Origin of the sequence: Nitrosomonas sp. Is79A3 (assembly GCF_000219585.1) — a bacterium.
Lineage (GTDB): Bacteria > Pseudomonadota > Gammaproteobacteria > Burkholderiales > Nitrosomonadaceae > Nitrosomonas.
The window spans coordinates 436525-460087 of record NC_015731.1 but is presented as its reverse complement, the minus strand read 5'-3'; the positions used below and the strand labels follow the sequence as shown (position 1 = coordinate 460087).

At 46.5% G+C, this 23563-nt stretch carries 19 protein-coding genes; 11 read left to right on the top strand and 8 right to left on the bottom strand.

Annotation, left to right across the window (positions count from 1 at the left end):
• Positions 1-23: 23 nt before the first annotated feature.
• The 4 genes from NIT79A3_RS02105 to NIT79A3_RS02090 all read right to left on the bottom strand — a co-directional run bounded on the left by NIT79A3_RS02105 (position 24) and on the right by NIT79A3_RS02090 (position 6478).
• Positions 24-1862: a haloacid dehalogenase gene (locus tag NIT79A3_RS02105; protein ID WP_013964615.1), complete on the bottom strand. Its 1839-nt coding sequence runs from the start codon at positions 1860-1862 to the stop codon at positions 24-26.
• Positions 1862-5506: a glycosyltransferase gene (locus NIT79A3_RS18125; protein ID WP_013964614.1), complete on the bottom strand. Its 3645-nt coding sequence runs from the start codon at positions 5504-5506 to the stop codon at positions 1862-1864. The genes NIT79A3_RS02105 and NIT79A3_RS18125 overlap by 1 nt, the downstream gene beginning before the upstream one ends.
• Before the next feature lie 30 nt (positions 5507-5536).
• Positions 5537-5806 carry a hypothetical protein gene (locus NIT79A3_RS18495; protein WP_156796980.1) on the bottom strand — a complete coding sequence of 90 codons (270 nt, stop codon included), beginning with the start codon at positions 5804-5806 and terminating at the stop codon, positions 5537-5539.
• A gap of 300 nt (positions 5807-6106) precedes the next feature.
• Complete coding sequence (locus NIT79A3_RS02090) at positions 6107-6478, bottom strand: hypothetical protein (protein WP_156796978.1); 372 nt, start codon at positions 6476-6478, stop codon at positions 6107-6109.
• A 197-nt stretch (positions 6479-6675) separates the two neighbouring features.
• Between NIT79A3_RS02090 and NIT79A3_RS02085 the strand changes: the two genes are divergently transcribed.
• The 6 genes from NIT79A3_RS02085 to NIT79A3_RS02060 all read left to right on the top strand — a co-directional run bounded on the left by NIT79A3_RS02085 (position 6676) and on the right by NIT79A3_RS02060 (position 14023).
• A complete protein-coding gene (locus NIT79A3_RS02085) occupies positions 6676-7599 on the top strand; it encodes a glycosyltransferase family 2 protein (protein WP_013964612.1) in 924 nt (307 codons plus the stop codon).
• A 10-nt stretch (positions 7600-7609) separates the two neighbouring features.
• Positions 7610-8527: a glycosyltransferase family 2 protein gene (locus NIT79A3_RS02080; RefSeq protein ID WP_041360469.1), complete on the top strand. Its 918-nt coding sequence runs from the start codon at positions 7610-7612 to the stop codon at positions 8525-8527.
• Complete coding sequence (locus NIT79A3_RS02075) at positions 8520-9395, top strand: NAD-dependent epimerase/dehydratase family protein (RefSeq protein ID WP_013964610.1); 876 nt, start codon at positions 8520-8522, stop codon at positions 9393-9395. The genes NIT79A3_RS02080 and NIT79A3_RS02075 overlap by 8 nt, the downstream gene beginning before the upstream one ends.
• A 78-nt stretch (positions 9396-9473) precedes the next feature.
• Positions 9474-11264 (top strand): type I secretion system permease/ATPase, encoded by a 1791-nt coding sequence (locus NIT79A3_RS02070; RefSeq protein ID WP_013964609.1) that lies wholly within the window; start codon positions 9474-9476, stop codon positions 11262-11264.
• A gap of 60 nt (positions 11265-11324) precedes the next feature.
• A complete protein-coding gene (locus NIT79A3_RS02065; RefSeq protein WP_013964608.1) occupies positions 11325-12677 on the top strand; it encodes an HlyD family type I secretion periplasmic adaptor subunit in 1353 nt (450 codons plus the stop codon).
• A 5-nt stretch (positions 12678-12682) separates the two neighbouring features.
• Positions 12683-14023 (top strand): TolC family outer membrane protein, encoded by a 1341-nt coding sequence (locus tag NIT79A3_RS02060; RefSeq protein WP_013964607.1) that lies wholly within the window; start codon positions 12683-12685, stop codon positions 14021-14023.
• Positions 14024-14224: 201 nt separating this feature from the next.
• On the opposite strand, the gene NIT79A3_RS02055 is transcribed toward NIT79A3_RS02060, so the two are convergent.
• Positions 14225-14923 (bottom strand): hypothetical protein, encoded by a 699-nt coding sequence (locus NIT79A3_RS02055; protein ID WP_156796976.1) that lies wholly within the window; start codon positions 14921-14923, stop codon positions 14225-14227.
• A 410-nt stretch (positions 14924-15333) separates the two neighbouring features.
• Positions 15334-15807, bottom strand: a complete 474-nt coding sequence (locus tag NIT79A3_RS02050) for a DUF5658 family protein (protein ID WP_013964605.1) — start codon at positions 15805-15807, stop codon at positions 15334-15336.
• 415 nt (positions 15808-16222) lie between these two features.
• Here NIT79A3_RS02050 and rpmH point away from each other — a divergent pair, with 415 nt between their 5' ends.
• The 5 genes from rpmH (at position 16223) to mnmE (ending at position 20488) form a co-directional block, all read left to right on the top strand.
• Positions 16223-16357 carry a 50S ribosomal protein L34 gene (rpmH, locus tag NIT79A3_RS18120; RefSeq protein WP_013964604.1) on the top strand — a complete coding sequence of 45 codons (135 nt, stop codon included), beginning with the start codon at positions 16223-16225 and terminating at the stop codon, positions 16355-16357.
• A gap of 66 nt (positions 16358-16423) precedes the next feature.
• Complete coding sequence (rnpA, locus tag NIT79A3_RS02045; RefSeq protein WP_348225690.1) at positions 16424-16750, top strand: ribonuclease P protein component; 327 nt, start codon at positions 16424-16426, stop codon at positions 16748-16750.
• The gene (yidD, locus tag NIT79A3_RS18115; RefSeq protein ID WP_013964602.1) at positions 16738-16947 is read left to right on the top strand and encodes a membrane protein insertion efficiency factor YidD; all 210 of its coding nucleotides are present in this window, start codon (positions 16738-16740) and stop codon (positions 16945-16947) included. The genes rnpA and yidD overlap by 13 nt, the downstream gene beginning before the upstream one ends.
• 180 nt (positions 16948-17127) lie before the next feature.
• Positions 17128-19062, top strand: coding sequence for a membrane protein insertase YidC (gene yidC, locus NIT79A3_RS02040; RefSeq protein ID WP_013964601.1), 1935 nt, complete (start codon positions 17128-17130; stop codon positions 19060-19062).
• 70 nt (positions 19063-19132) lie between these two features.
• Complete coding sequence (gene mnmE / locus NIT79A3_RS02035; RefSeq protein WP_013964600.1) at positions 19133-20488, top strand: tRNA uridine-5-carboxymethylaminomethyl(34) synthesis GTPase MnmE; 1356 nt, start codon at positions 19133-19135, stop codon at positions 20486-20488.
• 37 nt (positions 20489-20525) lie between these two features.
• Here the strand turns inward: mnmE and NIT79A3_RS02030 are convergent, their stop codons facing one another.
• Together NIT79A3_RS02030 and NIT79A3_RS02025 are read right to left on the bottom strand one after the other, a co-directional pair.
• Positions 20526-20999 (bottom strand): DUF1854 domain-containing protein, encoded by a 474-nt coding sequence (locus NIT79A3_RS02030; RefSeq protein WP_013964599.1) that lies wholly within the window; start codon positions 20997-20999, stop codon positions 20526-20528.
• Positions 20996-23290: an ABC transporter ATP-binding protein gene (locus tag NIT79A3_RS02025; RefSeq protein WP_013964598.1), complete on the bottom strand. Its 2295-nt coding sequence runs from the start codon at positions 23288-23290 to the stop codon at positions 20996-20998. Before NIT79A3_RS02025 ends, NIT79A3_RS02030 begins: the two co-directional genes overlap by 4 nt.
• Between the last annotated feature and the right edge of the window lie 273 nt (positions 23291-23563).

The following is a 23563-nucleotide window of genomic DNA, read 5'->3' as shown; positions in this document are numbered from 1 at the left end:
CGGCGCACGTCATGTGCTCGGAACTAGGCCGAGGCCGACAAATAGCTGGCCAACGTCAACTCATGATTACGTGAACTACCCCAGGCATCGAAGTTCTTGACCTGCGCCAACAACGGATGCGGGTGGCCCTGCTTCTCGGTGACCAGTCCGATCAGCGGCCAAGCAATTTGCAGTGGCGATGCGCGAAAATCTAGGCGCTGTTGCAGCGCGCAATAGTGCTCGGAAAAAGCTTCTACACCCTGGCCAACCTCCTGCGCTATCCGGAGCAAATCGCTGGTGTTGCCGCGCCCGGCATCCAGCACGGGCTCAACGCCGTTCTGCCCGACCTGCAGACCAATCACCGAATGATGCGGAGCGGAAAAAAACAGTTCCACAGTGACACGGTTTGCATAAATGCTGGAAATGGTCGCGACTGATGTTGTGGCGGCACTCACCATGGCCGCCATCCGTTGCTTCTGCTCGCGCTGGATGCGCTCCAGCGTGTCGGCCAGACAGAAGTAGTATCCAAAAACCTGCAGGTCCATGAGTGGGCGCACAGCCAGTTCGAATGCTTCCTGCGTTGTGCCGCTCCAGCCCACATCGACCAGTGCTACCCGATTTCCCGCAGTGATCCCCACCTGCTTGAGGTAGCGATACAGGGCGTGGCGATTACGCTGACACACCTTGAGGATTTCCCAGCGATAGGCATACAAGAAACTGGCCATCTTTTCATGCAAGGCCGGGGTCACGCGAACCTTGTCGCCGAGTCCCAGGTCCGCCATAATTTTGGGAGCTGGCGGTTGTACGCCAATTCTCTCCAACAGCTCGCAAGGTGCCAGGCCATCAGCACCGGACAAGAGGAAAGGCAGGAACTGACTGAAGTTTTCAGCCTTAATGGCCGCCAGAGTATACGCAGTGCGTGAACCGAGGAAATAGCAAAAATCGGGCAATCCGCTGTCCGCCTGCGCCCGGGCGACACGCTCGAGCGCGTAACCATCGCGGGAGAGAAACAACACGTGGTCGATGCCGTCCAGCCGGGCACGTTCCCGGATCCACTGCAGGAAGCCCACGGTGGCCGGGCCTCCGTAGATAAAACCAAGTTCCGTATAGGAGTCGGGCGTGATCTCTCGGGTACTGGTACGCAACAGGCCGTGTCCAATCGAGGTGGAAAGCGAGGCGGTTTTCTTTACGTCTCGATCCCAGCTGGCCCGATAGTGAAAAACCATCAACCCCTTCTCGCGTGGCCGCATCACATCCGCCAGTTGGTTGTCCCCGATATGGAGAATATTCCCTGTCGGCAGGCCCAGCCTGGCAGCCACGATGCTGAACAATTCCCCGCTGTCACGCTTGGTCGCATTGCAATCCGCCGAGATGAACAGCGGCACATGTGCAAGGCCATGCGGCTGGAGCGCTTCGATAAAGAATTCTGTTGAGAAGTACATGTCCGAGGTGATCACCACAGGCTTGCCCGCGGCAAGCAAGGCATGAAACACTGCGAACATCTCGGGGTTCGGCTCAACTAACGCCAGTTCAAGAGCGTATTCAGCGCGCATCAATTCGTCGCTGGGCAAACCCGTTTCAGCCAGGCAGGTGTAGATATCCTCCAACCGGATTTCCTTGCGCCCTGCTGCGTGCATGCGGCGGAAAGCCTCTGCTTGCGCCGCCAGGCGCCGCTCACGAAAGTCCGGAATGGCAAACCGGATTGCCAGAATGTCGAATGCATCCTCCGGGTTTGCCAGGGGACGGGTAAACAGCGTGTCGAAAAAGTCGAACGAGATTGCCGCAGCGACCTCAATCAGTCGCTGAAGCTCGTCGTGGCCGGAGAAAAAATGCCCCGCCTTGGCCGCCGACTGGAGTTCATGGCCATTTGTCATCTCGTTCATCAAGCAGGTACCTCAAAATTGATTCCATTGGGGCGCAGGTTTGGGTTGTGGAAGGGATCGTGCTGGAAATAGCCGGGGTTGCGCTCATAAAGTTGGACAAGATCGCGCCGCAGGCGGGCGGCCTTTTTGGGATCAGTATTGTCGAGGCCGCGCGATGCCGACTCGTGATGCGTCAGGCGAACCGCCTGGCAAACCACATTGTAAAAACCAGCATCGTGCAGGCGCATGCACAAATCGATATCGTTATAGGCAATCGGCAGGGTCTCGCAGAATCCTCCTATGGCATCGAATTTATCCCGGGATACCATCAGGCAGGCGCCCGTCACCGCCAGCCAGTTGTATTCCAGGAGGTTGCGCATGCAGTAGCCGGGAGCGTCGCAGTCCTGCATCAGAAAGGCGTGCCCCGGTCCACCTTCGAGGTTCAGGACACCTGCATGCTGAACCTGTTTTCTTCCCGGATACAGAAGTTTCGCGCCCACCGCGCCGACATGTGCCAACTGGGCAAAACCGCCTAGGCGCTCCAGCCAGTCCCGCTGCAGCACTTCGGTGTCGTCATTGAGAAACAGCAGCAGCTCGCCAGTAGAGGTACGTGCGCCAATGTTGTTCAATTCGGAGAAGTTGAATGGGGCATCGTGCCGAATTACTTTGACGCCATCCTTCCCGTTGATCTGCTGCAGGTAGGCTACAGAAGCCGGGTCAACAGACCCGTTGTCCAAGATGACCAGCTCAAAATGGCGATAGCCCGTCGTTTGCAGGATCGAGTCGATGCAGCGGCGCAGAATTTTTACATTGTCGCGCGTGGGTATGATGATCGAGATCAGCGGGTTGCCTTGCAATTGGTAGGCCACGCGGAAATAGCCACTGATCTGTTCGATTGGCTCAACTGTCGCGACAAGACCACGGCGGGCCAGTGCGTCTTCCCGAACTCGTTTGGATGCATCCAGTATGTAGGATTTTGCTGAGATGTCAGACGCAATCGAGCCCGGAATGATGCGCCAGTGGTAAAGCACCTTAGGGACATGACTGATGCGATCGGTCTGCTCGGACACGCGCAGAACAAAATCCCAGTCCTGGCAGCCATCGTACTGCGAGCGCAATCCGCCCACCGTATCAAGCAAACTGCGTCGTATGCAGGATACGTGGCAGGTAAACATCGTGCTCATCATCGTGTCGGGGGACCAGTCCGGTTTGAAGTGAGGTTCACTATAATCGCCAAATTCGGTGATTTTGTCTTCATCGCTATAGACGAAGTCTGGCTGCTCTCGCTCGATGCACAGCGCGAGTTCATACAAACAGTCCACGGTAAGTTCGTCATCATGATCCATGAACACGATGAAATCGCCACTAGCAGCCTCAATCGCTACATTGGTCGCCCCCGCAATACCCTGATTCTTTTCCAGAAACAGCACCTTGATTTGCGGGTGATCTATCCGTGCCAAGGCTTTGCGGATTTCCTCGGCTGGACTGGCATCGTCAGCAAGTACCAATTGCCAATGCGGGTACCACTGAGCCTGGACGGAAGCGAGTAATGCATCGAGGAGTTCGATTGGCGTGTTGTAAACCGGTACCACGATTGAAAAAGAGGGCAGGGATTGCAGCCGCGCAAGTCGGCTGTTGAGATTCGCCGGGCGTTGCGGCTCAATGTAGGTGTAACCCCCGGGCCTCGACGCCAGGGCATAGTGTCCCTGCCGATCACGTACGATGGCTGCTGGTTCGAGTTGGAAGCCCAGCTTGGTCGGCGACAGTACCGGCGGCGATGCGCTTGTCACCTGTGTTGCCAGGTAATATTGTTGACGAATGCGCACCTTCACACCCTTCACCCCCTCCTGGCGCAAAACCCTCAGCAGCCTTTTTGAAAGTTCCGGCAACGACTCGCGTTGAAGTAACCTCTGGGCCCCATTTTTTACATCCTGAGCTTTGCGCCACAGGCGACCGACATAACGCAACGGGCGGGTTACTCGCCAGCTGGATGAATTCTGCAGTTCGGCGATGGTCTGTGCCTGAGCCTGAACAATTCCGTTTCGCTCGGAAATCTCATGCTCAAGGTGCATGAGCCGCTGATTGCTCTCTGCCACGCAGTGATTAAGACTGGCGAGCCGCCCGTCGCGCTCGGCTACGGCACGGTGAAGATTGGAAATCTGGCCATCTTTTATCGGGCTCTGCTGCACAGCCTGCATTATTTTGATCACTTGATCGTCAGACAGCGCATCGTGCCATTTCCTGAGGATGACCAGCTTGGCAGTTTCTGTGATCGAACCGTTCAAATGCACCCCCGATCCGGCCTGTTGATTGATTCGATAAGTCGCACTTACCCCATCAACAAACAAAAAGTCCGAGAATCGGGACAGCTGTATCCAAAAGTCCCAATCCTCGTAGATTTCAAAGGATTCGTCGATACGACAGCCAAGCTCAAGCAATGTCCTGGAAAACAGGATTGCATGAATCGGAATGAAATTCACCGCCAGCAGCCTGATCGAATCAAATGGAAATGAAAAGGTGTTGGGGAGTGGATTATCCCGTTCATCAATACTTCTGACGCCCGTGTAAACCACCTTGAGCTCGGGGTGTTGCCTAAGCGCGGCCACCAGTTTCTGAATATGATCGGCATCGAACCAATCATCGTCATCCAGGAAGATCAAATATTCGCCTTGTGCGGCATCCAGCCCCATGTTTGCCGCTCGGCTGCGCGGCAAGCGTTCGCCGGTATCGACTACCCTGACAGGAAAGCGCCCGCACCATGGCTCTACTGGTTGGTGTCCGGAGCCCTTCGCATTCACTAGCACCACTTCGATATTTGAATAGGTTTGTAAGGCCAGAGAATCGAGTGCGTCTGTCAAGGTTGGTCGATCCATGCTGCGGATGATCACGCTCACCAGCGGTATGTCGCAGCCACTGGTGGCGAAGCCAAAGCTGCGTCGGTGGGCCATCGGCCCGTCGAGCAAAATGGACAAGCGCTTGCCAAGATCAGTGGCCGTCAGCACCATAAAGGCTTCGGCGCTTTTTACCTGCGCTCCCAGGTGCATTGCTCGAAAACTGTTGATTCCAGAAATACGGGCGTCGTAGGGTTGTTCCTGCAGTTGCGAAGGAAAACAACGCATCGCCTGACGCTTTTTCTCTTCTGTCGCTCCGATGTCGTGAATCAGGTTGGGATAGGGTAATGGGTCGGTCACCTCGTAGAACGCTGCCTGTCTCTGGCCGCCTACACGACGAACGGCTTCGGCGCCGGCAAAGGCAATGGCCTGATGATCGGGATGCCAGTCAGTGGGCGATGGGAGAAATACCAGGTCGGCATCGGTATCGCGAATTGTTTCAATCAGTCGTCCGATCAACACCTCGCCATAGCTGACGCCACGATCCGGCAGACCCCAGAATATCGGCGTGTTGAATCCCAGCAGCCTGGCGGCAGCGCGGGATTCCTCGGCGCGCAATTCGATCAGTTTCCTATCGGCATTGTCGCCGCCTAAAGCACCGTTGGTCACGATAATGGTCGTGATCCTGCTCCCGCCGCTTTGCAGTAGTGATAGGGTCGCGCCACAGCCGAACACTTCGTCGTCGGGGTGTGGCGCGATAACGAGAACATTTTGGGCTGGTGGAAATGTGGTCGTTATTAACGACAATAGCTCTTCTTCGTTTGCAATGGCCATATTGATTCTGATTTGATAAAATCATCTATTCTAATTATCTCTTAATCCTCGCTGGCTTGCTGAGAGACGCGCTCTGGCGACATTACGATCATAGTTGGTGATGAGTGGACGGAGATGGCAAACACAATGCCAGTTTGCCATAATCTGGGCTATGCCAAGATCGGCCGCCATCAGAGACAAATCACTGTGGCTCGGGGCAATAATCCAATCGGCTACGCAAGCAGCGAATAATTCCCAACTCCACAACAAATTCAACACGTTATCAGTGACACTGATTCCAGAGGCGTCTAGGAAAAACAAACACTCTTTTTCATAGGAGATGAAAGTACTGGAAATCGAATCGAGTGTCAAACACACATTGACAAATGATCAGAAATTCACAATATCCGTTAATGACTGTTGCTGGGAGTTGTTCATTTATTGGCGAGAGGGAAGTGAATTGGAGAAAAAGTTTATGTACGACATACCCGCAAATCCAAATAGTAACAAAGCGGTGGGAATTTCTTATACAATCAGGCGCTTTGCAAGACGTTTCAAATCGTTTCTTTTTTCGCTGTTCAAATCAAGGATGTCATGTTTTTTGTCCCTGCTTTATCTTGACTAGTTCCCTAATACCGCTTCAATTGTGTGGTGATGTGTCCATCCACCTTTGCGATCGAGAAAAATTGAAGCCATTGTTTGATTACCACCTCCATTACGTCCTGCTGCCACATCAAGTGCTGGGCATTGGCAACGGGGATCACTATGCTCTACTTGCCATTTAGTTGCCAAGAGTGGGCGCTTCGTTTTCTTGACGTAGCGCACTCGGCGAGACAAGAAGAAAGGATCAGTACGCCCTTGAGTAGATCGAACCGAAAGCTTAACTTCGAGTTCGATTCTGAGCAGCACCTCACTATCTCTCGCTGCAATACGATTGTTGTTCCGGGCGAAAAATGGGTATGGCAATTGAATTAATATGAACACCGCTGACAATAGCAGTTTCCTGATCATCAACTTGCTTGTACGAGTGCAGTTTTTTTATTCGTCCGAAAAAATTTGCTTTCGAAATGGCATTATGGGTAAGCAATATCGACATACTCAGCAAAATTATTGCTTGACATCCCCGATGACAACATAGAATTTTTGAGTAAGCTCCCAATAATTTCAATTTTATTCTATAGGTCAATTGATTGAAAAAATTGCATACCGACATTGTACCGATTGTCGTCACTTTTAATCCCGATGAATCCACATTGATTGACAATCTCACTTCGTTGCTTTCACAAGTCCAATACGTTGTTATTGTGGATAATGATTCGACGTGCGATGTCACGGAAATCATTCAACGTCTTGATGAGGAATGCTTCAATAGAATCAATCTGATCAAACTGCCACATAATAGTGGTTTGGGAAAAGCCTTTAATACTGGCATAGCAGAAGCGCGTGACTTGAACGCTGTTTTTGTGCTACTCATGGATCAAGACAGCATCCCGGAATCAAATATGCTGAGCAAATTACATAACGCATACCAAAATCTTGAAAAACAGGGTATCTTGGTTGGCGCTGTTGCGCCGCGTTACCGCGATAGCACATCTTCACAACTATCACAATTTGTGCGCATTTCCCGATTTAGGTTAGCGCGAATATTCAATGATAAAAACACCAACTATCTACGCGCAGATTTTCTGATTTCCTCTGGTTCACTCATTGCGATGCACGCATTGGAACAAGTGGGCGAAATGGATGTTGGACTTTTTATTGATCACATTGATACAGAATGGTGTTTTCGGACACAGTCTAAAGGCTTTGCTTTATACGGAGTATGTGACGCTTTCATGCAACATTCCTTAGGTGACAAGCACATTCGCATCTGGTGGGGGCGCTGGCGAAATATCTCTTTTCATCAGCCTTTCCGCTATTATTATATGTTTAGAAATAGCGCATTGCTGTGGCAACGTCCTTATATGCCTGAAGCGTGGAAACGGGCCGACAAGCTGCGTATTCTATGCATGCTATTTTTTTTCACGTTATTTTCACCCAATCGAATAGCCAATTTGCATATGATGCTAAAAGGTCTGAAGGATGGATTTAACCGGCGGACAGGAAAACTATAAAGAGTTACCAATGGATACAGAAACACACAATCTGCAATCAGTATCAATACTGATTGTAAATCACAATGCCGGTCAACTATTAACCCAGTGCGTTCACGCCGCGCTTGAACAAGCACAGGAAGTCATTATTGTCGACAATGCTTCGGAAGATCTAAGCATGGAACGATTAAGATATTGTTTCTCTGATGAAAATCGCTTAAATTTAATTACAACCGGTAAAAACCTGGGTTTTGCCGCTGGTTGCAATATCGGCCTTTCTGCATCAACTCAACCCTATATACTTTTCCTGAATCCCGACTGTATTTTGAGCGCCGGTTCATTACAACGCGTGGTTCAGGTAATGGAATCAAATCCACATATCGGCATGGTCGGTGGATATCTGATTAACCCGGATGGTTCCGAGCAAGGTGGTGGGCGGCGCGCTATCCCTTCACCCTGGCGGGCGTTTGTGCGTGCCTTTGGGCTATATCATCTGGCGAAATACTGGCCACAGTTGTTTTTTGATTTTCATCTGGATAAACAACCATTGCCACAAGCTCCCGTTGAAGTTGAAGCCATATCAGGCGCACTGATGCTGGTGCGGCGTGAAGCCATCGATGATGTCGGTTCCTGGGATGAAAATTATTTTTTACATTGTGAAGATCTGGATTGGTGCATGCGATTTAAGCAAAAAAACTGGAAAATTTTTTTTGTACCGGATGCTCCGGTTACCCATTTTCAGGGAACCTGCAGCCGTGCCAGGCCATTTTTTGTTGCTTGGCATAAGCATAAAGGTATGCGGCGTTTTTACCGGAAATTTTTTCAACATCAGTATCCACGCGCGCTGATGGGGCTAGTCACCTTCGCCGTATGGCTCCGCTTCGGTATCACTGTAATATTCTATTCGCTACAAAATTGTTATAAGTCGCTGAAACAAAAACATGAGTGAGCGACATGTCGGATTGCTCGGCGCAACCAGTCTAATTGGTGAATGCTTACTGAAACAATTGATACAAAACAATTGGCAGATCACTGCCTTTTCTCGCCGCCCGATTACACAAAGCCACCCGCAAATCACCTGGCAACAGCTGGATACAACAAATCAAAGAGCCGGCACAGAAAAAAATAATATCCCTATTTGGATATGTGCCGCTCCCATTTGGGTATTGCCTGAGCACTTTGATCTCTTATCAATTTATGGCGCACGACGGATTGTCGTATTATCTTCCACCAGCCGTTTCACCAAAGAGACGTCATCCGCCCCCAGCGAACGAAAAATTGCACAGCAATTGATAAAAGGTGAGGAACTTGTGCAAACATGGGCAACCACACATGGGGTAAAATGGATCATTTTGCGCCCGACACTGATTTATGGACACGGACACGATAAGAATGTTGCTGAGATAGCACGATTTATCCGCCGCTTTGGATTCTTTCCACTGCTGGGATCAGCCAAGGGATTACGGCAGCCTGTTCACGTTGAAGATGTCGCTTCAGCATGTTATGCGGCGCTAGACACTTTAAATCTGACCAGTCGTTCCTATAATCTAACCGGCGCGGAAACTTTACCTTATCGCGAAATGGTCAAACGCGTATTTGAGGCACTAAATCATCCGCCACGCATGTTGGCGATACCGCTCTGGCTTTTTCAGATAGCGGCACGGGGGCTTAGCTGGCTGCCACGTTACCGCAGCTGGACATCTGCAATGGCGGAAAGAATGAGTCAGGATCTGACATTTGACTGCTCGGATGCAAAACGGGATCTAAACTATTGTCCAAGATCGTTTGAATTGACGGCCGAAGATTTACCTGGTTAAAACCAACAATGTGCAATCATAATTAGTTCAGCATATTGCAATTATTAAATGAGTTACACAATATCATGGTGTTGATAAATGAAATTAAAATTTAAAGCGCCTCAGAATGAAATCGCTCAGGTACTGCTCAGCTTTAAGAAAACCTTTAGAAACATAGGTGTCTTTAGCGCTGTTATCAATATGCTGATGCTCATGCCAGCCATTTACATGCTGCAGCTCTATGACAGCGTATTAACCAGCCGCAACGAAATGACTCTGTTAATGCTGACACTGATCATGCTGGGTGCTTATGCTTTTATGGGTGCACTGGAATATGTGCGGAGTTTTGTATTGATTCGCGTCGGTGCTCAGCTCGACATGAAATTGAATAAACGCGTCTATACTGCGGCTTTTGAAGAAAACTTAAAACAAGGCAATAACAATGCCGGGCAAGCTTTAAAAGATCTGACCAATTTGCGGCAATTTTTAACCGGCAACGCATTGTTCGCCTTTTTTGATGCACCCTGGTTTCCAATTTATATATTCGTTATATTCATGTTTCATCCTGCTCTGGGTGTTTTCGCCTTATGCGGTACAACTCTATTATTCATTTTGGCCTATATTAATGAAAAAATATCGCACAAACCTTTAGCCGAGGCGAATTCAATGGCTGTCGCTTCGACCAACGTGGCATCCAATAATTTGCGTAATGCCGAAGTGATTGAGGCCATGGGTATGCTGCCCAATATTCAATCACGCTGGTATAAACTGCATAGCCGATTTCTTAACTTACAAGCTGAGGCAAGTGAAAAAGCCGGTATTGTCACCGCGCTGTCAAAATCTTTTACAGTCGCATTGCAATCACTCATGTTGGGATTAGGTGCTTTACTGGTTTTAGATAACAGCATTACCCCCGGAATGATGATTGCTGGCTCAATACTATTTGGTAGAGCCGTTGCGCCGGTCCAGTTATTAATCAGTGTGTGGAAACAAATTGGCGGCACGCGGAGTGCTTATGAGCGCTTAACTAAATTGCTCGAACAAAATCCGGCGCGCGAAGCAGGCATGGCGTTACCTAAACCGAAAGGCGTTATTGCAGTTGAGAATATTACAGCGGCTCCGCCCGGTGGCAAAGTTGCTGTTATCAAAGGGTTAACTTTTTCCCTAGCTGCCGGTGAGGTTCTCGGCATTATTGGTCCGAGCGGATCGGGAAAATCCACTTTGGCACGCCTGCTAGTTGGTGTATGGCCTGCTGCTGCAGGGAAAGTAAGGTTGGATGGCGCGGATGTTTATCTCTGGAACAAGGATGAATTGGGTCCGCATATCGGTTACTTACCTCAGGATATTGAATTATTCGCCGGAACTGTTTCCGAGAATATCGCGCGTTTTGGCGAAGTGCACGCGGATAAGGTTATTCTGGCAGCCAAACGAGCGGGAGTTCATGAATTGATTCTGAATATGCCCTCCGGCTACGACACACCACTGGGTGATGGCGGCACCGGTCTTTCTGGCGGGCAGAAACAACGTCTCGGCTTAGCGCGCGCCATGTATGATGATCCATCATTGATTGTTCTCGACGAACCCAATTCAAACCTCGACGATGTGGGAGAACAAGCGCTTCTGGCAGCCATCATTGATTTGCGTAAACGTGGAAAAACCATTGTCTTGATTACTCACCGTACCAGCATTATCAGTGCAACCAACAAGCTGCTATTATTACACGATGGCATGGCAAAAATGTTTGGCCCGACTAACCAAGTCATCGAAGCATTGACCCAACAACAGCAGCAAACACAACAAGCGCTTTTGGCACAACAACAAGCCAAAAAGCAAGCTACTCAAAACCAAACGACTCAAACTACCAATGTAGTTGACTCCAAAACTGAATAAATTATGGCACACCGTTCAATTGCACATTGAGAAAGCATCGATCATCAAGCAGGGATAATAATGAAGGTTGCAGCAGAAGAAAAAAAGACAATTATTGAGACTGTTCCGGTGGATCTATCCAATCAAGTTGAGACTGATGAAACCCACTATACCAAACTTGGCTGGTGGATTGTTCTGGCAGGCTTTGGCGGATTTATTTTGTGGGCGTCTTTCGCACCGTTGGACAAAGGCGTGCCGATTTCAGGCACAGTTACTGTTGCTAGTAATCTTCAGGCGGTACAACATCAAACCGGTGGCACTATAGATCGCATCCTGGTAAAGGAAGGAGATCATGTTAAGGTAGGCCAGGTAGTAGTACGTATGAATGATGTTCAGATAAAAGCCCAAGCCGAAATAACCCGCAGCCAACTTTATACTGCGCGCGCAGTGGAAGCACGTTTATTGGCTGAGCGTGATAGCAAAAATGAAATTGCATTTCTTGCGGAATTACTATCACTACAAAGTGATCCACGTGTCGCCAATAACCTCATTATACAAAATCAATTATTCACATCGCGCAGACTGGCCTTGCAACACGAAATAGCTGCCCTTGATGAAGGCACTGCCGGCCTAAAAGTACAACTGCGCGGGCTTGAAGCAACGAAAATCAGTAAAAACCAGCAATTGAAGTTCTTGGAAGAACAACTTGTAAATCTTCGGGAACTGGCAAAAGATGGTTTTGTACCCCGTAACCGGGTTCTGGATCTTGAGCGTACCTATACGCAACTGGCGGGTGAAATTTCCTCCGATATCGGCAATATCGGCCGCACGCAACGCCAGATAACAGAATTGGAACAGCGCCGCATACACCGGCAACAGGAATACCAGAAAGAAGTACGTCAGCAATTATCCGATATACAGCGCGAAGCTGATAGTCTTAGCAGCCGTCTGAGCGGGCAGGATTTTGAATTGGCCAATGTTGAAGTTAGAGCGCCTGTTGATGGCTTCGTAGTAGGCATGAATGTGTTTACTGAAGGGGGTGTTATCGGGCCAGGATTTAAGTTAATGGATATCGTTCCAAGTGATGATGTGCTGGTCATTACCGGGCAGGTGCCTGTTCATTTAATTGACAAAGTCCATGTTGACCTTCCTGTGGATTTGATTTTTTCCGCTCTTAATCAAAAGAAAACACCCAATATCCCGGGCATCGTAACCCAGGTATCAGCGGATCGTCTAACGGATGAACGAACCGGCCTTCCCTATTACAATATGAAAGCTAAGGTGACTTCCGAAGGTATGAAACAATTGTCAGATCAGCTGATTAGAGCAGGCATGCCGGTAGAGGTATTTATTAAAACAGGTGAGCGGTCATTAATGAGCTATTTATTCAAACCAATACTTGATCGTGTTCATTCATCCCTAAGTGAAGAGTAGTCGCGATGATATCCACCTGCAAAAAGGTTTCGGTTTTAGTTTTTATCGTTCTATTCAATCAGGCTTGCCTAGCACATGCATTTAGCCTACTGGATGCTTATGAGGCAGCATTAGAAAATGACCCAACCTACCGTTCGGCGTTCCATGAAAATGAAGCGGGACAGCAAGCAGAGGCCATTGGTCTTGCAGGTTTACTACCTAATTTATCAATTACCCATGTACAGAGTAAAACTACTGGAACACAGGCATTTTCTAGTGGTGTCGGCGGTACCCAACCACTCAATTTTGATAGTCAAGTAAGTACCCTATCATTGCGTCAACCCTTGATTAATCTGGAAGCTGTTGCCAGTTACCGCCAGGGAAAAGCGAAAGCTGATTCCAGTCGTGCAAAATTTACCGGTCTCAGCCAACAGCTTGTTGTACGAGTAGTAGAAGCCTATGTTAAAACTTTGCTGGCGCAGGACCACGTAAAGCTGGCTGAAGCACAACGCGACTCCTTCGAAGAACTCAAACACGTCAATGAGCGTATGTTACAAAAAGGTGAAGGAACTACTACGGATGTCCTCGAAACACAGTCGAAGTTCGCTTTAGCGCAGGCGAAAACAATTGAAGCCCATGATGAACTGGAAGGAGCACAACTTCAACTTGAAGCAATCGTAGGTCAGAAAATAACCAAACTAGATAGCTTGTCTGAAAAATTCAGTTCTCATGCCATCCAGTTGCAAGACTATGATAGCTGGTATGCCTTAGCGCTTGAGCGCAATGCTGAGCTGGTGACACAACGTCATGCAGTAACTTCCGGAAAAGAGGAAATCAGAAAGAGCTACGCAGGCCATGCTCCTCGTGTAGACCTCGTTGCCAGCTTAACTCATAATAAATCCGGATCATTTGTTACTGCAAATCGAGAATTTGATCTAGCAGCGGCAGGCGTTGAAATTAATATTCCTTTATACGCGGGTGGCCGCGTTAATGCTATTACCGCACAGGCAAAGGCTAGCCATGCACAAGCTGAGGCTGATCAAGATGCCATAACTCAAAAAGTGCTTGTTGAACTACGCAAACAATATAATCTTTTACTCAGCGGTGTCAAAAGAATTGAATCGCTGGAGCTATCTGTCAAATCAGCAGAATTGCTTGTGGAAGCAACACGAAAAAGCATTCTGGGTGGTATACGCATTAATTTAAATCTTTTAGATGCGCAGCAACAATTACATACCGCACGGCGAGATCTTGCGGAAGCTAGATATAATTATCTGCTCGCATATCTTCGCTTACAGTTAGCTGCTGGTACACTGACTCTAGATGATTTAAGAAATATAGCCGGTTATTTTACAGCTCATAACTGATTCTGCAATCAACCTGTGTTGATCAAATGCCATTCTTTCCTTAGTGTTTCCTGACGAGTAACCACTGCTACAAAACGATACTGGGAAATCTCAAGTTGGAGTATGCCGCTCTATTGATTGAAAACAATATTTTTTCATCAGGACCAGCGTAAATATTTTTCTCCGCGCAAAGCTCCGGAAAATTTCTTGCAACATTATTATTTATTGTTTAACCAATGTAATGCTTCCACTGCCTGTCTTTGTATCATTTGTACCATAAATCTCATTCGGAATTCCAACTACTCCTGATAGCACATTACCATCAAATAATAGGCGATATTCTCTATTAGCATTCCACCCAGAATTGGCAGAAGAGCCAGCACTATTAAACTCCAGCGCTCGCATCCGTTTAATTCTAATCAGTTGGCGATTCTCTGTATCACTTGATATATTTGCAAGGATTTCTGGATCAATTCTGTCTTCATCAATAAACTCATCATTAATTTTAAATTGAGTAACTATATCGCCAGTCACTCTTGCGGTAAGGTAGCTATCTCCCGTACCTTTATGTGTAATCTCGCCACCTACATAACCGTATTGCACAACTACAAGTTGTAGCGTTGTTTGTAGAATACTATCAGAAGCTTCGTATGTCCCTTTCCAAGTGGTATTTCTTAATTCCTGTTCTAATTGCTCATTAATATTCTTTTCAACTTGCGCATCAGCAATAGTCAATGTTAAGTCACTGCGTAAATTTAAATTTACTTTATAGGTATTGCCGTTTGCATCAATACCACCGATAGTTAGGCTGTTCTTTCCTGATGTTTCAGGAGCTACAAAAGATTTAGAGAAATCAGCATCTATTGCTAGTACAGTCATATTCCAAAGTAGAAAACATAAAAGCATTATTTTTTTAAACATTGATCACCCACTTAAAGAATAAAATAACCCACGGCAAGAATATTGAATCGGCCAGGAGCCTGCCGAACTTGAACGATCGTAGCAAACCATCTGAGAAATCGTAAAACTATGAACCACTGTTCGCGCTGGTGCAGTAGATCAGTCTTTAGTCCAACAGACTCATAGTGTATGTTTGTTAGCTGAAAATAAAGAATCCCGCCGCAAACAGCGGGTATTAAGTACGCCTCTCAATCTGCTGATTTTTAATCAGCCCTCGCACCAAGAGGCGGGGTATTGGATTCGCAAAGATTAAATAAATCAAAATCCGTTGAGAATGATTCCCTGACAAATTAGCAAATGTGTTTCTTTAAAAAAAACCGCTGAGATTCTATCCGGCGATTGCTTATTTTGCTCTCCCTGTCTAATCAACATCAATACACAGCTGCTAATCCCAGCAAATGTAATTCATAACCGATTAATACACCGTAGCCAATTAAAACCATATACTGAAGGTGTCTTACACGCATTCTTCCAACCAGTTGAACGTTATGGTGCATAACAAGCAATATAAGCGCCATTGATGTGAGGGCCAACTTGAAGACAACGAATTTTTCTACACTGTCTTCTATAAGTATTTTCATAAACCAATTAAGTTCTTCGCCGCCATTGGCCAATATATTCAGCGTGAAAAAAGCATCGGCAGCACTTAAGAATAGAATGGCAATAGTGCATAGCATCAAATGCCCTGCATAACAATCTACATATACTGGCTCCCCTCGAGCCGTTGCCCTACGTTCACCGACTCTCTTGCCAGTTTTTATTCCCAAATGAAAAGGACAGAAAAACGGCATACCTTGACGGCGATCCTGACTTCGATTGTTAGAAATTGCAACCGCATTAACCATACAAACCCCGCATGCATTAATTATTAAGATTATAAAAACAGATATTTATTTACCACATTTAAATAGCTTTATAGGTTAATAACACCAGATCTTCCTTCACACACAACTATTTCCCCTCTAAGTACCATACCGCGATAAAAATGTAAAGCCGCCTTCTGATAATTCCAGTCACATAAAGAACCACTTCACTAGTGCAATATACAATTATTAATAAACAAGCGAGTAAAATGTATTATTCTTTCCATTTATAAAGTATAGATGCTTGCAATCAATAGCTTGGGAATTATATTAAACTTACTACTCATCTAATTTCATAAGAACATAATAGCTGATTGATAAAAAGGATATTGACATCAGACCCCATAACAAGTTGTAATACACGGTTCCATTGACAAAATAAATTTAGAGAGAAAAAATGAAACGTACTTATCAGCCTTCAGTTACTAGAAGAAAGCGTACACATGGGTTTCTTGTACGTATGAAAACACGCGCTGGCGCTGCGGTTATCCGCGCTCGTCGCGCAAAAGGCCGTGCACGACTGAGTGTTTAATTTTATTGGATAAAATTTTTTATTTTTAGATTTGTTGAAATTCACTCCCTGCCGAGAAATTGCAGGTTGCATAAAGCAACAGAATTTGCTGCAATAATTAATTTAAAATATCAGGTTAGTGGTGATTTAATCCAGATTTATATGAAACCGAATCGACTTGGTTATGCGCGGCTTGGACTAATCGTTTCGAAGAAAATTGAACGGCACGCAGTTAAACGCAATCGGATTAAACGTATACTGCGAGAGACATTTCGTAGAAACCGGCTCAACGATCAAACAAATGAAATAGACTGGGTAATACGATTAAGACGTTCTGTTGCCAAGAATGAATCGATAAAACTGGCCACTGAAACGCGATTATTAATGCTCCAGCTACAGCAATGTCACGGTTAATTATTGCCTTTATAAAATTCTATCAGTACTGTATCAGTCCTCTATTGGCGCCTTCATGTCGTTTTAGTCCAACCTGCTCACAATATGCCTGTGAGGCATACGCAAAATATGGGCTATTCCGTGGAACACGATTAAGTATCTGGCGCATATTGCGATGCAATCCTTGGAGTAAAGGCGGTTACGAGCCAGTTCCTTGATAAAGTTTTAATTTCCGCCATCGCGGCATAGTTAATTTACTACTTTATACCTACAAAATTATCGACAAGGTAGCTCTGGCATAAAATGAAAATACAGCGAAGCACTCAATTGCACGATCAACTGACACACAAAGCGCACAAGCAGTTTTGTCAAAAAAAACCAACCTGATCAGATAAATAATGGAAACAAAAAAACTTGTACTTATTATCATTTTCTCCACCTCGTTACTTTTTCTGTGGGATGCGTGGCAAAAAGAATTATACCCGCCTACTTCACAAGTAATGTCCGGAACGGCCTCAGACGTCTCAAATCAGCGCCATGACCCGCTACCGGTACCGGGTGATGAGCTTACATCGGCAGCAGGTGAATCCGGCATTCCTTCAGGAATAGAAAGCAGCCACCCATCCGTCACCCCCAATCTATTTACAATAGGGGAAAAGATTCATATCAAAACGGATATGGTCGTCGCTGAAATCGATACAGCCGGCGGCGATATACGGCAACTTGGTTTAATTAAACATCCATCTAGAGAAGATAAAAATAAACCCTACGAACTATTATTGGATAAAACTGCGCGATTCCATGTCGCACAATCAGGGTTGATCGGTGACGGATTACCTAATCACAAAACCAAATATACGGTAGATTCGGGTAATTATGACTATGAATTAGAATCTGGTCAGGATAAGGTAGTAGTACGCCTCCTGGCACCTGAAACGGATGGCATACAAGTAGCCAAGATTTTCACCTTCCATCGCGGCAGCTATGTAATTGATGTTAAATTTGAAGTCTCTAACAATAGCGAAACCGCAATTATTCCATTCTCATATTTTCAGATGTTGCGGGATGCAAACGATCCCACGGGTGCGAGTACAATGGTTCATTCCTATACCGGACCAGCGATGTACACAGAGGCGGAAAAATTCCTAAAAATAAAATTTTCTGACCTGGATAAAAATAAAGCAGAATACCCTACCAATGCAGACAATGGCTGGATAGCCATGCTGGAGCACTATTTCTTAACTGCTTGGTTACCCACGCAAAATACACCCCGCGAGTACTATGCAAAACACTTAGCGCCTAACCAATATACTGCTGGTGTTATTGCACCCATCGGTACAATTGAACCAGGTCAAGTTAAAAACATAACAATGCCATTTTATGCAGGCCCGCAAGAACAAAATAAACTTGCTGAGCTGGCACCGGGGCTCGAGCTCACAGTTGACTATGGCTGGTTAACGGTACTTGCTGTCCCGCTATTCTGGTTGCTTTCTTTTTATCATTCATGGACAGACAATTGGGGTGCAGCAATTATTCTCCTGACGCTGACTGTCAAATTGATATTCTTCCCGCTATCTGCAGCCGGCTATCGCTCCATGGCTAAACTGCGGGTAGTTACTCCTAAATTGCAACGGATACGTGAACAATACGCCAGTGATCGCCAGCGTATGCATCAAGCGATGATGGAGTTTTACAAAGAAGAAAAAATTAATCCGATGGGCGGCTGTTTACCCATTTTAGTCCAGATTCCCGTATTTATTGCTTTGTTTTGGACATTAATGGCTGCTGTTGAACTGCGCTATGCGCCGTTTGCATTATGGATCACTGATATGTCTGTACCCGATCCGTATTATGTACTCCCGGTAATTATGGGCGTATCAATGTGGATCCAATCTAAACTCAGCCCTACACCTGCAGATCCAATGCAGGCAAAAGTAATGCAGATTATGCCTATTGCATTTAGCATTTTCTTTTTCTTTTTTCCGTCTGGACTTGTACTTTATTCACTCTGTAACAACATCCTTTCAATCACCCAACAATGGCAAATAACGCGGATGTACGAAAACAAAGCTGAAGAAGAAGCTAATAAGGACAAAAATAAGAAAAAAAGAAAGGACAAACCAGAAACTGCTACAGAAGAACCTCAACTGCTTTCCTCCTCTGCTACTGATGACGAAAAAACAGTCAAGGAAGAAGTAATATCTGCAGCAAACACTGAGCAGCACGAAAAACCGCAAGCACTTGCCGCAGCAACAGCAGTAGTACCCGCTAAAAATAAAGCACCGGCAAAAACAAAAAGCGCACCTGCTGGTAAGAGAACAAAGAAGAAATAGATTATCATTTACCGGTTATTTAGCATCATGAATAACCGGTAAATGATAGCAGCCACCATGGAGATTATTCATAGTAAGCACTGATATCATTGCAGCAATTGCAACACCTCCTGGCAAAGGCGGGATTGGCGTAATACGTATTTCAGGCAGGAATCTGAAACACTTGGCAGAAACGCTACTAGGCAACCTCCCGGAACCGCGCTACGCGAGCCTCAGAAAATTTCTGGATACCGATGGTCAAATCATTGACCAAGGCATCGCGCTCTATTTTCCCGCACCTAACTCATACACTGGCGAAGACATACTTGAATTGCAAGGACATGGCGGCCCAGCAGTCATGAATCTGTTGCTTAATCAATGCCTTTCTGCGGGTGCTCGCTTAGCCCAACCGGGTGAATTTACACTACGCGCTTATCTCAATAATAAAATTGACCTAATTCAGGCTGAGAGTGTGGCTGCCATCATCGAAGCCAGCACCTATGAAGCCGCACGTTGCGCGATCAACTCTTTGCAAGGCCAGTTCTCTGCCAGGATCGAAGAACTGGTAAGTTTATTGATCACGCTACGCATGCTCATAGAAGCAATTCTTGATTTTCCCGAAGATGAGATTGATAACTTGCAAGTATTGCAAATTAAAGAAAGACTGAATGATGTTCATGCCCAACTTGAGCAAATATTCGCCGCAGCACGGCAAGGAAACTTATTGCAGGAGGGTATTAAAATCGTTCTCGTAGGCGCACCCAATGTCGGCAAATCCAGTTTATTGAACCAACTGGTTGAAGATGATGCCGCCATCGTTACAGATATTCCCGGAACCACTCGTGACACTATCCAAAGAACTATCGCCATTGCCGGCGTACCCATTCATATTATTGACACAGCGGGTCTGAGAGAAACCAGTGATGTTGTCGAACAAAAAGGTATTGAACGCACGCATGCTGCAATTAAAAATGCCAACATGGTGCTTCAATTGGTGGATAGCAACCAGCATCAGCCTGATATGAAAGATCAAATACAGAAATGTATCCCTTTTGACAAACCCCTGATCACAGTATTCAACAAAATTGATCTCCTGAATGAGCAGCCAAGAATTGAAGGTGAAAAAACTGATATCAGCATTCATCTTTCGGCTAAAACCGGCGCAGGCATCGAATTGCTACGCCAGAAAATACTGGACATCGTCGGCTGGCAATTCAATCAGGCCGGTGAAGGAGTTTTTATGGCCAGGCAACGCCATCTGGAAGCACTGAAACAGGCTAAAGCACATCTGGATAATGCTCAAACATTCACTGAAAATGAGTCGCAGTTAGAGTTGCTCGCCGAAGAACTCAGACTTGCACAATACGCCTTATCGGCAATAACAGGACAATTTACTGCTGATGATCTACTTGGAGAAATTTTTTCTCATTTCTGCATTGGCAAATGAACTATCTGTTTTTTTAACTACAAAACAGCAGCTGGTATTAAAGAAAATGATCCAGCAATTTACGGCTATGGCGATCAAGCGCCAAACGATCACGAATCAAAAAATGAATGCCATAGCTATCCGCAATCATTAACGATGATGCTGTTAATCGGCGAATATCTTCTTCACCATTGAGTATAAAAGTAGACTCACCACGATCCGTTTCAACTTGCCAGGTATTCGGTGTAATAAAACTTGAAACCTTAAGAACACGTTTTATCTCGGGCATAAATTCACGATTCGCAAGCTCCGATTCAATGAGTTCACGATAATCTTCCGGCAAATCAGCCAGTCGCTCTATCCACAATAACTCATGACCATGCGAATCAATCAGAGCAATACCCAGATCTGGATCAGTAATCGGAAATGAACGTACGGGCACTACACCTTCCTGCATCAAGCCGGATCGATCGGCAAAAACCAATCGCCCGTATGCGTTCCGGCTTAATTGATATTTATCTGCATCACTCATATACGCTCCCCCGCAGCGCTATGCTCCGCAACAGAAGTAATGGCCCGGTCTTCAGTATCGACATTACGCGCCTGAGCCAGATACAAGCGATAATAATAGCCTTCGCGTGCCATCAATTCGGCGTGATCTCCAATTTCGACGATCCTCCCCCGATCAAGAACAATCAATCGATTAGCCTCGCGCAAAGTTGACAAGCGATGCGCGATGGCAATCGTTGTACGGCCACGCACCAGATTGTCCAATGCCTTTTGAATGTCTTTTTCAGTTGTTGTGTCGACCGAAGAAGTCGCTTCATCCAGAATCAGAATACGCGGATCAATCAATAGGGCGCGAGCAATCGAAATACGCTGACGTTCCCCGCCTGACAGTGCTTGACCGCGCTCGCCCACCAGCGAATCATAACCAAGAGGCAGGCGCAGAATAAATTCATGGGCATGCGCCGCGCGAGCGGCTGAAACAATTTCCGGGCGTGTGGCATCCGGTTTACCATAGGCAATATTTTCCGCAATGGTGCCGTAAAACAGGAATGGTTCCTGAAGTACCAGCCCGATATGTTTGCGATACTCAGCAATCGGTAACGTGCGTATATCATGCCCATCGATCAGAATCATCCCTTCGGTAACATCGTAGAAACGGCAGATCAGATTTACCAAGGTGCTTTTCCCGGAACCGCTGTGTCCAACCAAACCGATCATTTCTCCGGGTTTGATAACCAGATTGATTTCACGCGTGATGCTGCGCGTTCCGTAACGGAAACCGACATTACGCAACTCAATCTGTCCTTGAATTACCGGCAAATGCACCGGATTTGATGATTCTGGAACGCTGGAAACATGATCCAGAATATCAAAAATCCGCTTGGTGCCCGCGGCGGCTTTTTGCGTGACGGAAACAATACGGCTCATCGTATCGAGTCGTATATAAAAGCGGCCTATATAAGCAAGAAAGGCCGTAAGCACCCCAACCGTAATTTCATCCTTCGATATCTGCCAAATACCAAATACCCACACGACTAGCAATCCGACTTCTGTCAGTAACGTAACGGTCGGTGTAAATAACGACCAGATTCTGTTTACACGGTCATTGATCTGCAAATTCCGCTGGTTTGCGGCATGGAAGCGCGCCGCTTCTCTCTTTTCCTGTGCAAATGCCTTCACCACCCGGATGCCCGGGATAGTATCCGCAAGCACATTATTCACTTCAGCCCAGATACGATCAACCTTCTCAAAACCAATTCGCAACCGGTCACGAACCAGATGAATCAACCACGCGATGATCGGCAGCGGCACAAGCGTCACGAGGGCCAGCCACGGGTTGATTGAAATCAGAATCACGGCGGTCATAACAATCATGATGACGTCGGTGGCAAAATCCAGCAAATGCAATGAAATAAAAAGATTAATACGATCAGTTTCAGCGCCGATGCGTGCCATTAAATCACCGGTACGTTTGCCACCGAAATATTCCTGGGAAAGACTGAGAAGGTGTTCATAGGTTGTAGTACGCAGATCGGCACCAATACGCTCCGAAACCAGCGCCAGCATATACGTTCGCGCCCAGCCCAGCATCCAGGCAAGCACTGCCGCGCCTAACAAGCCAGATAAATACAACTTTACTAAATCCGTATTGATCGGTTGACCGTTCTGATACGGTATCAGCACATTATCCATGAGCGGCATGGTCAAATACGGCGGTACCAACGTTGCAGCGGTACTGCACAAGGTCAACAGAAATCCGATGAGCAAGCGTCCCTTGTAAGGCTTGGCGAAGCGCCACAAACGCAATAATGTCCAAGTAGAAGGCGGAGTATGACTTTGTTTGTCACAAACCGGACACTCTTCTTGTTCAGGGGATAAAAAGGCAGCGCAATTCGGACATTGAATTTGTGCATGATCCGATACCGGCAGCTTACCGGTAAGATAATAATCGAGCTGTTGCGTAAAGCATTCGATCAGTCGACTCACTGCTATATCGTTACCTAATCGGTAACGCCAATAGGCTAGCCGGGCTTGTGTATCAAACAATTCAAGACAACCGACACCGGCGTAATCTCGTTGCGTCAGTACTAAGCCCTGCTGATAACGCCATTCTTGCCAAATCTCATCGCTTACCATTTTGGTCAGTAAGCGTTTATTGGTCACTACTACTATACTGTCAGCAAAATGGAGTTGGGTATTGAGATCGACTTCAAGCCAAGCAATTACATTTTCTTCGGCGATTAATTGCGATGAAAGTGCTTCGACCCAGATTGATGGAAGATTATTCAATGATAGATTCAGGATTTGCTGCATTCGCTAAGCTGCAAGTAAGGATAAGATAAGAATCTCTCTAGAAAATGAGTAAAGAAATGCAATCAATTGCTAGCTGGATTGATCACTGGATTTGCTATTAGCTGACAGAAGCAGCTTCCCTAATGACATGTTTCATCATTCCCGCTTAATCAAATATGCGCGTATTTTATACTAGCTGATAACTGCTAGCGCCTAGGTTTAAGAACTTTTTCTAAACCCTCCCGGAATTACTCGTTTTCATGCCAGCACTAAATTGTAATTTAATCTCACTGC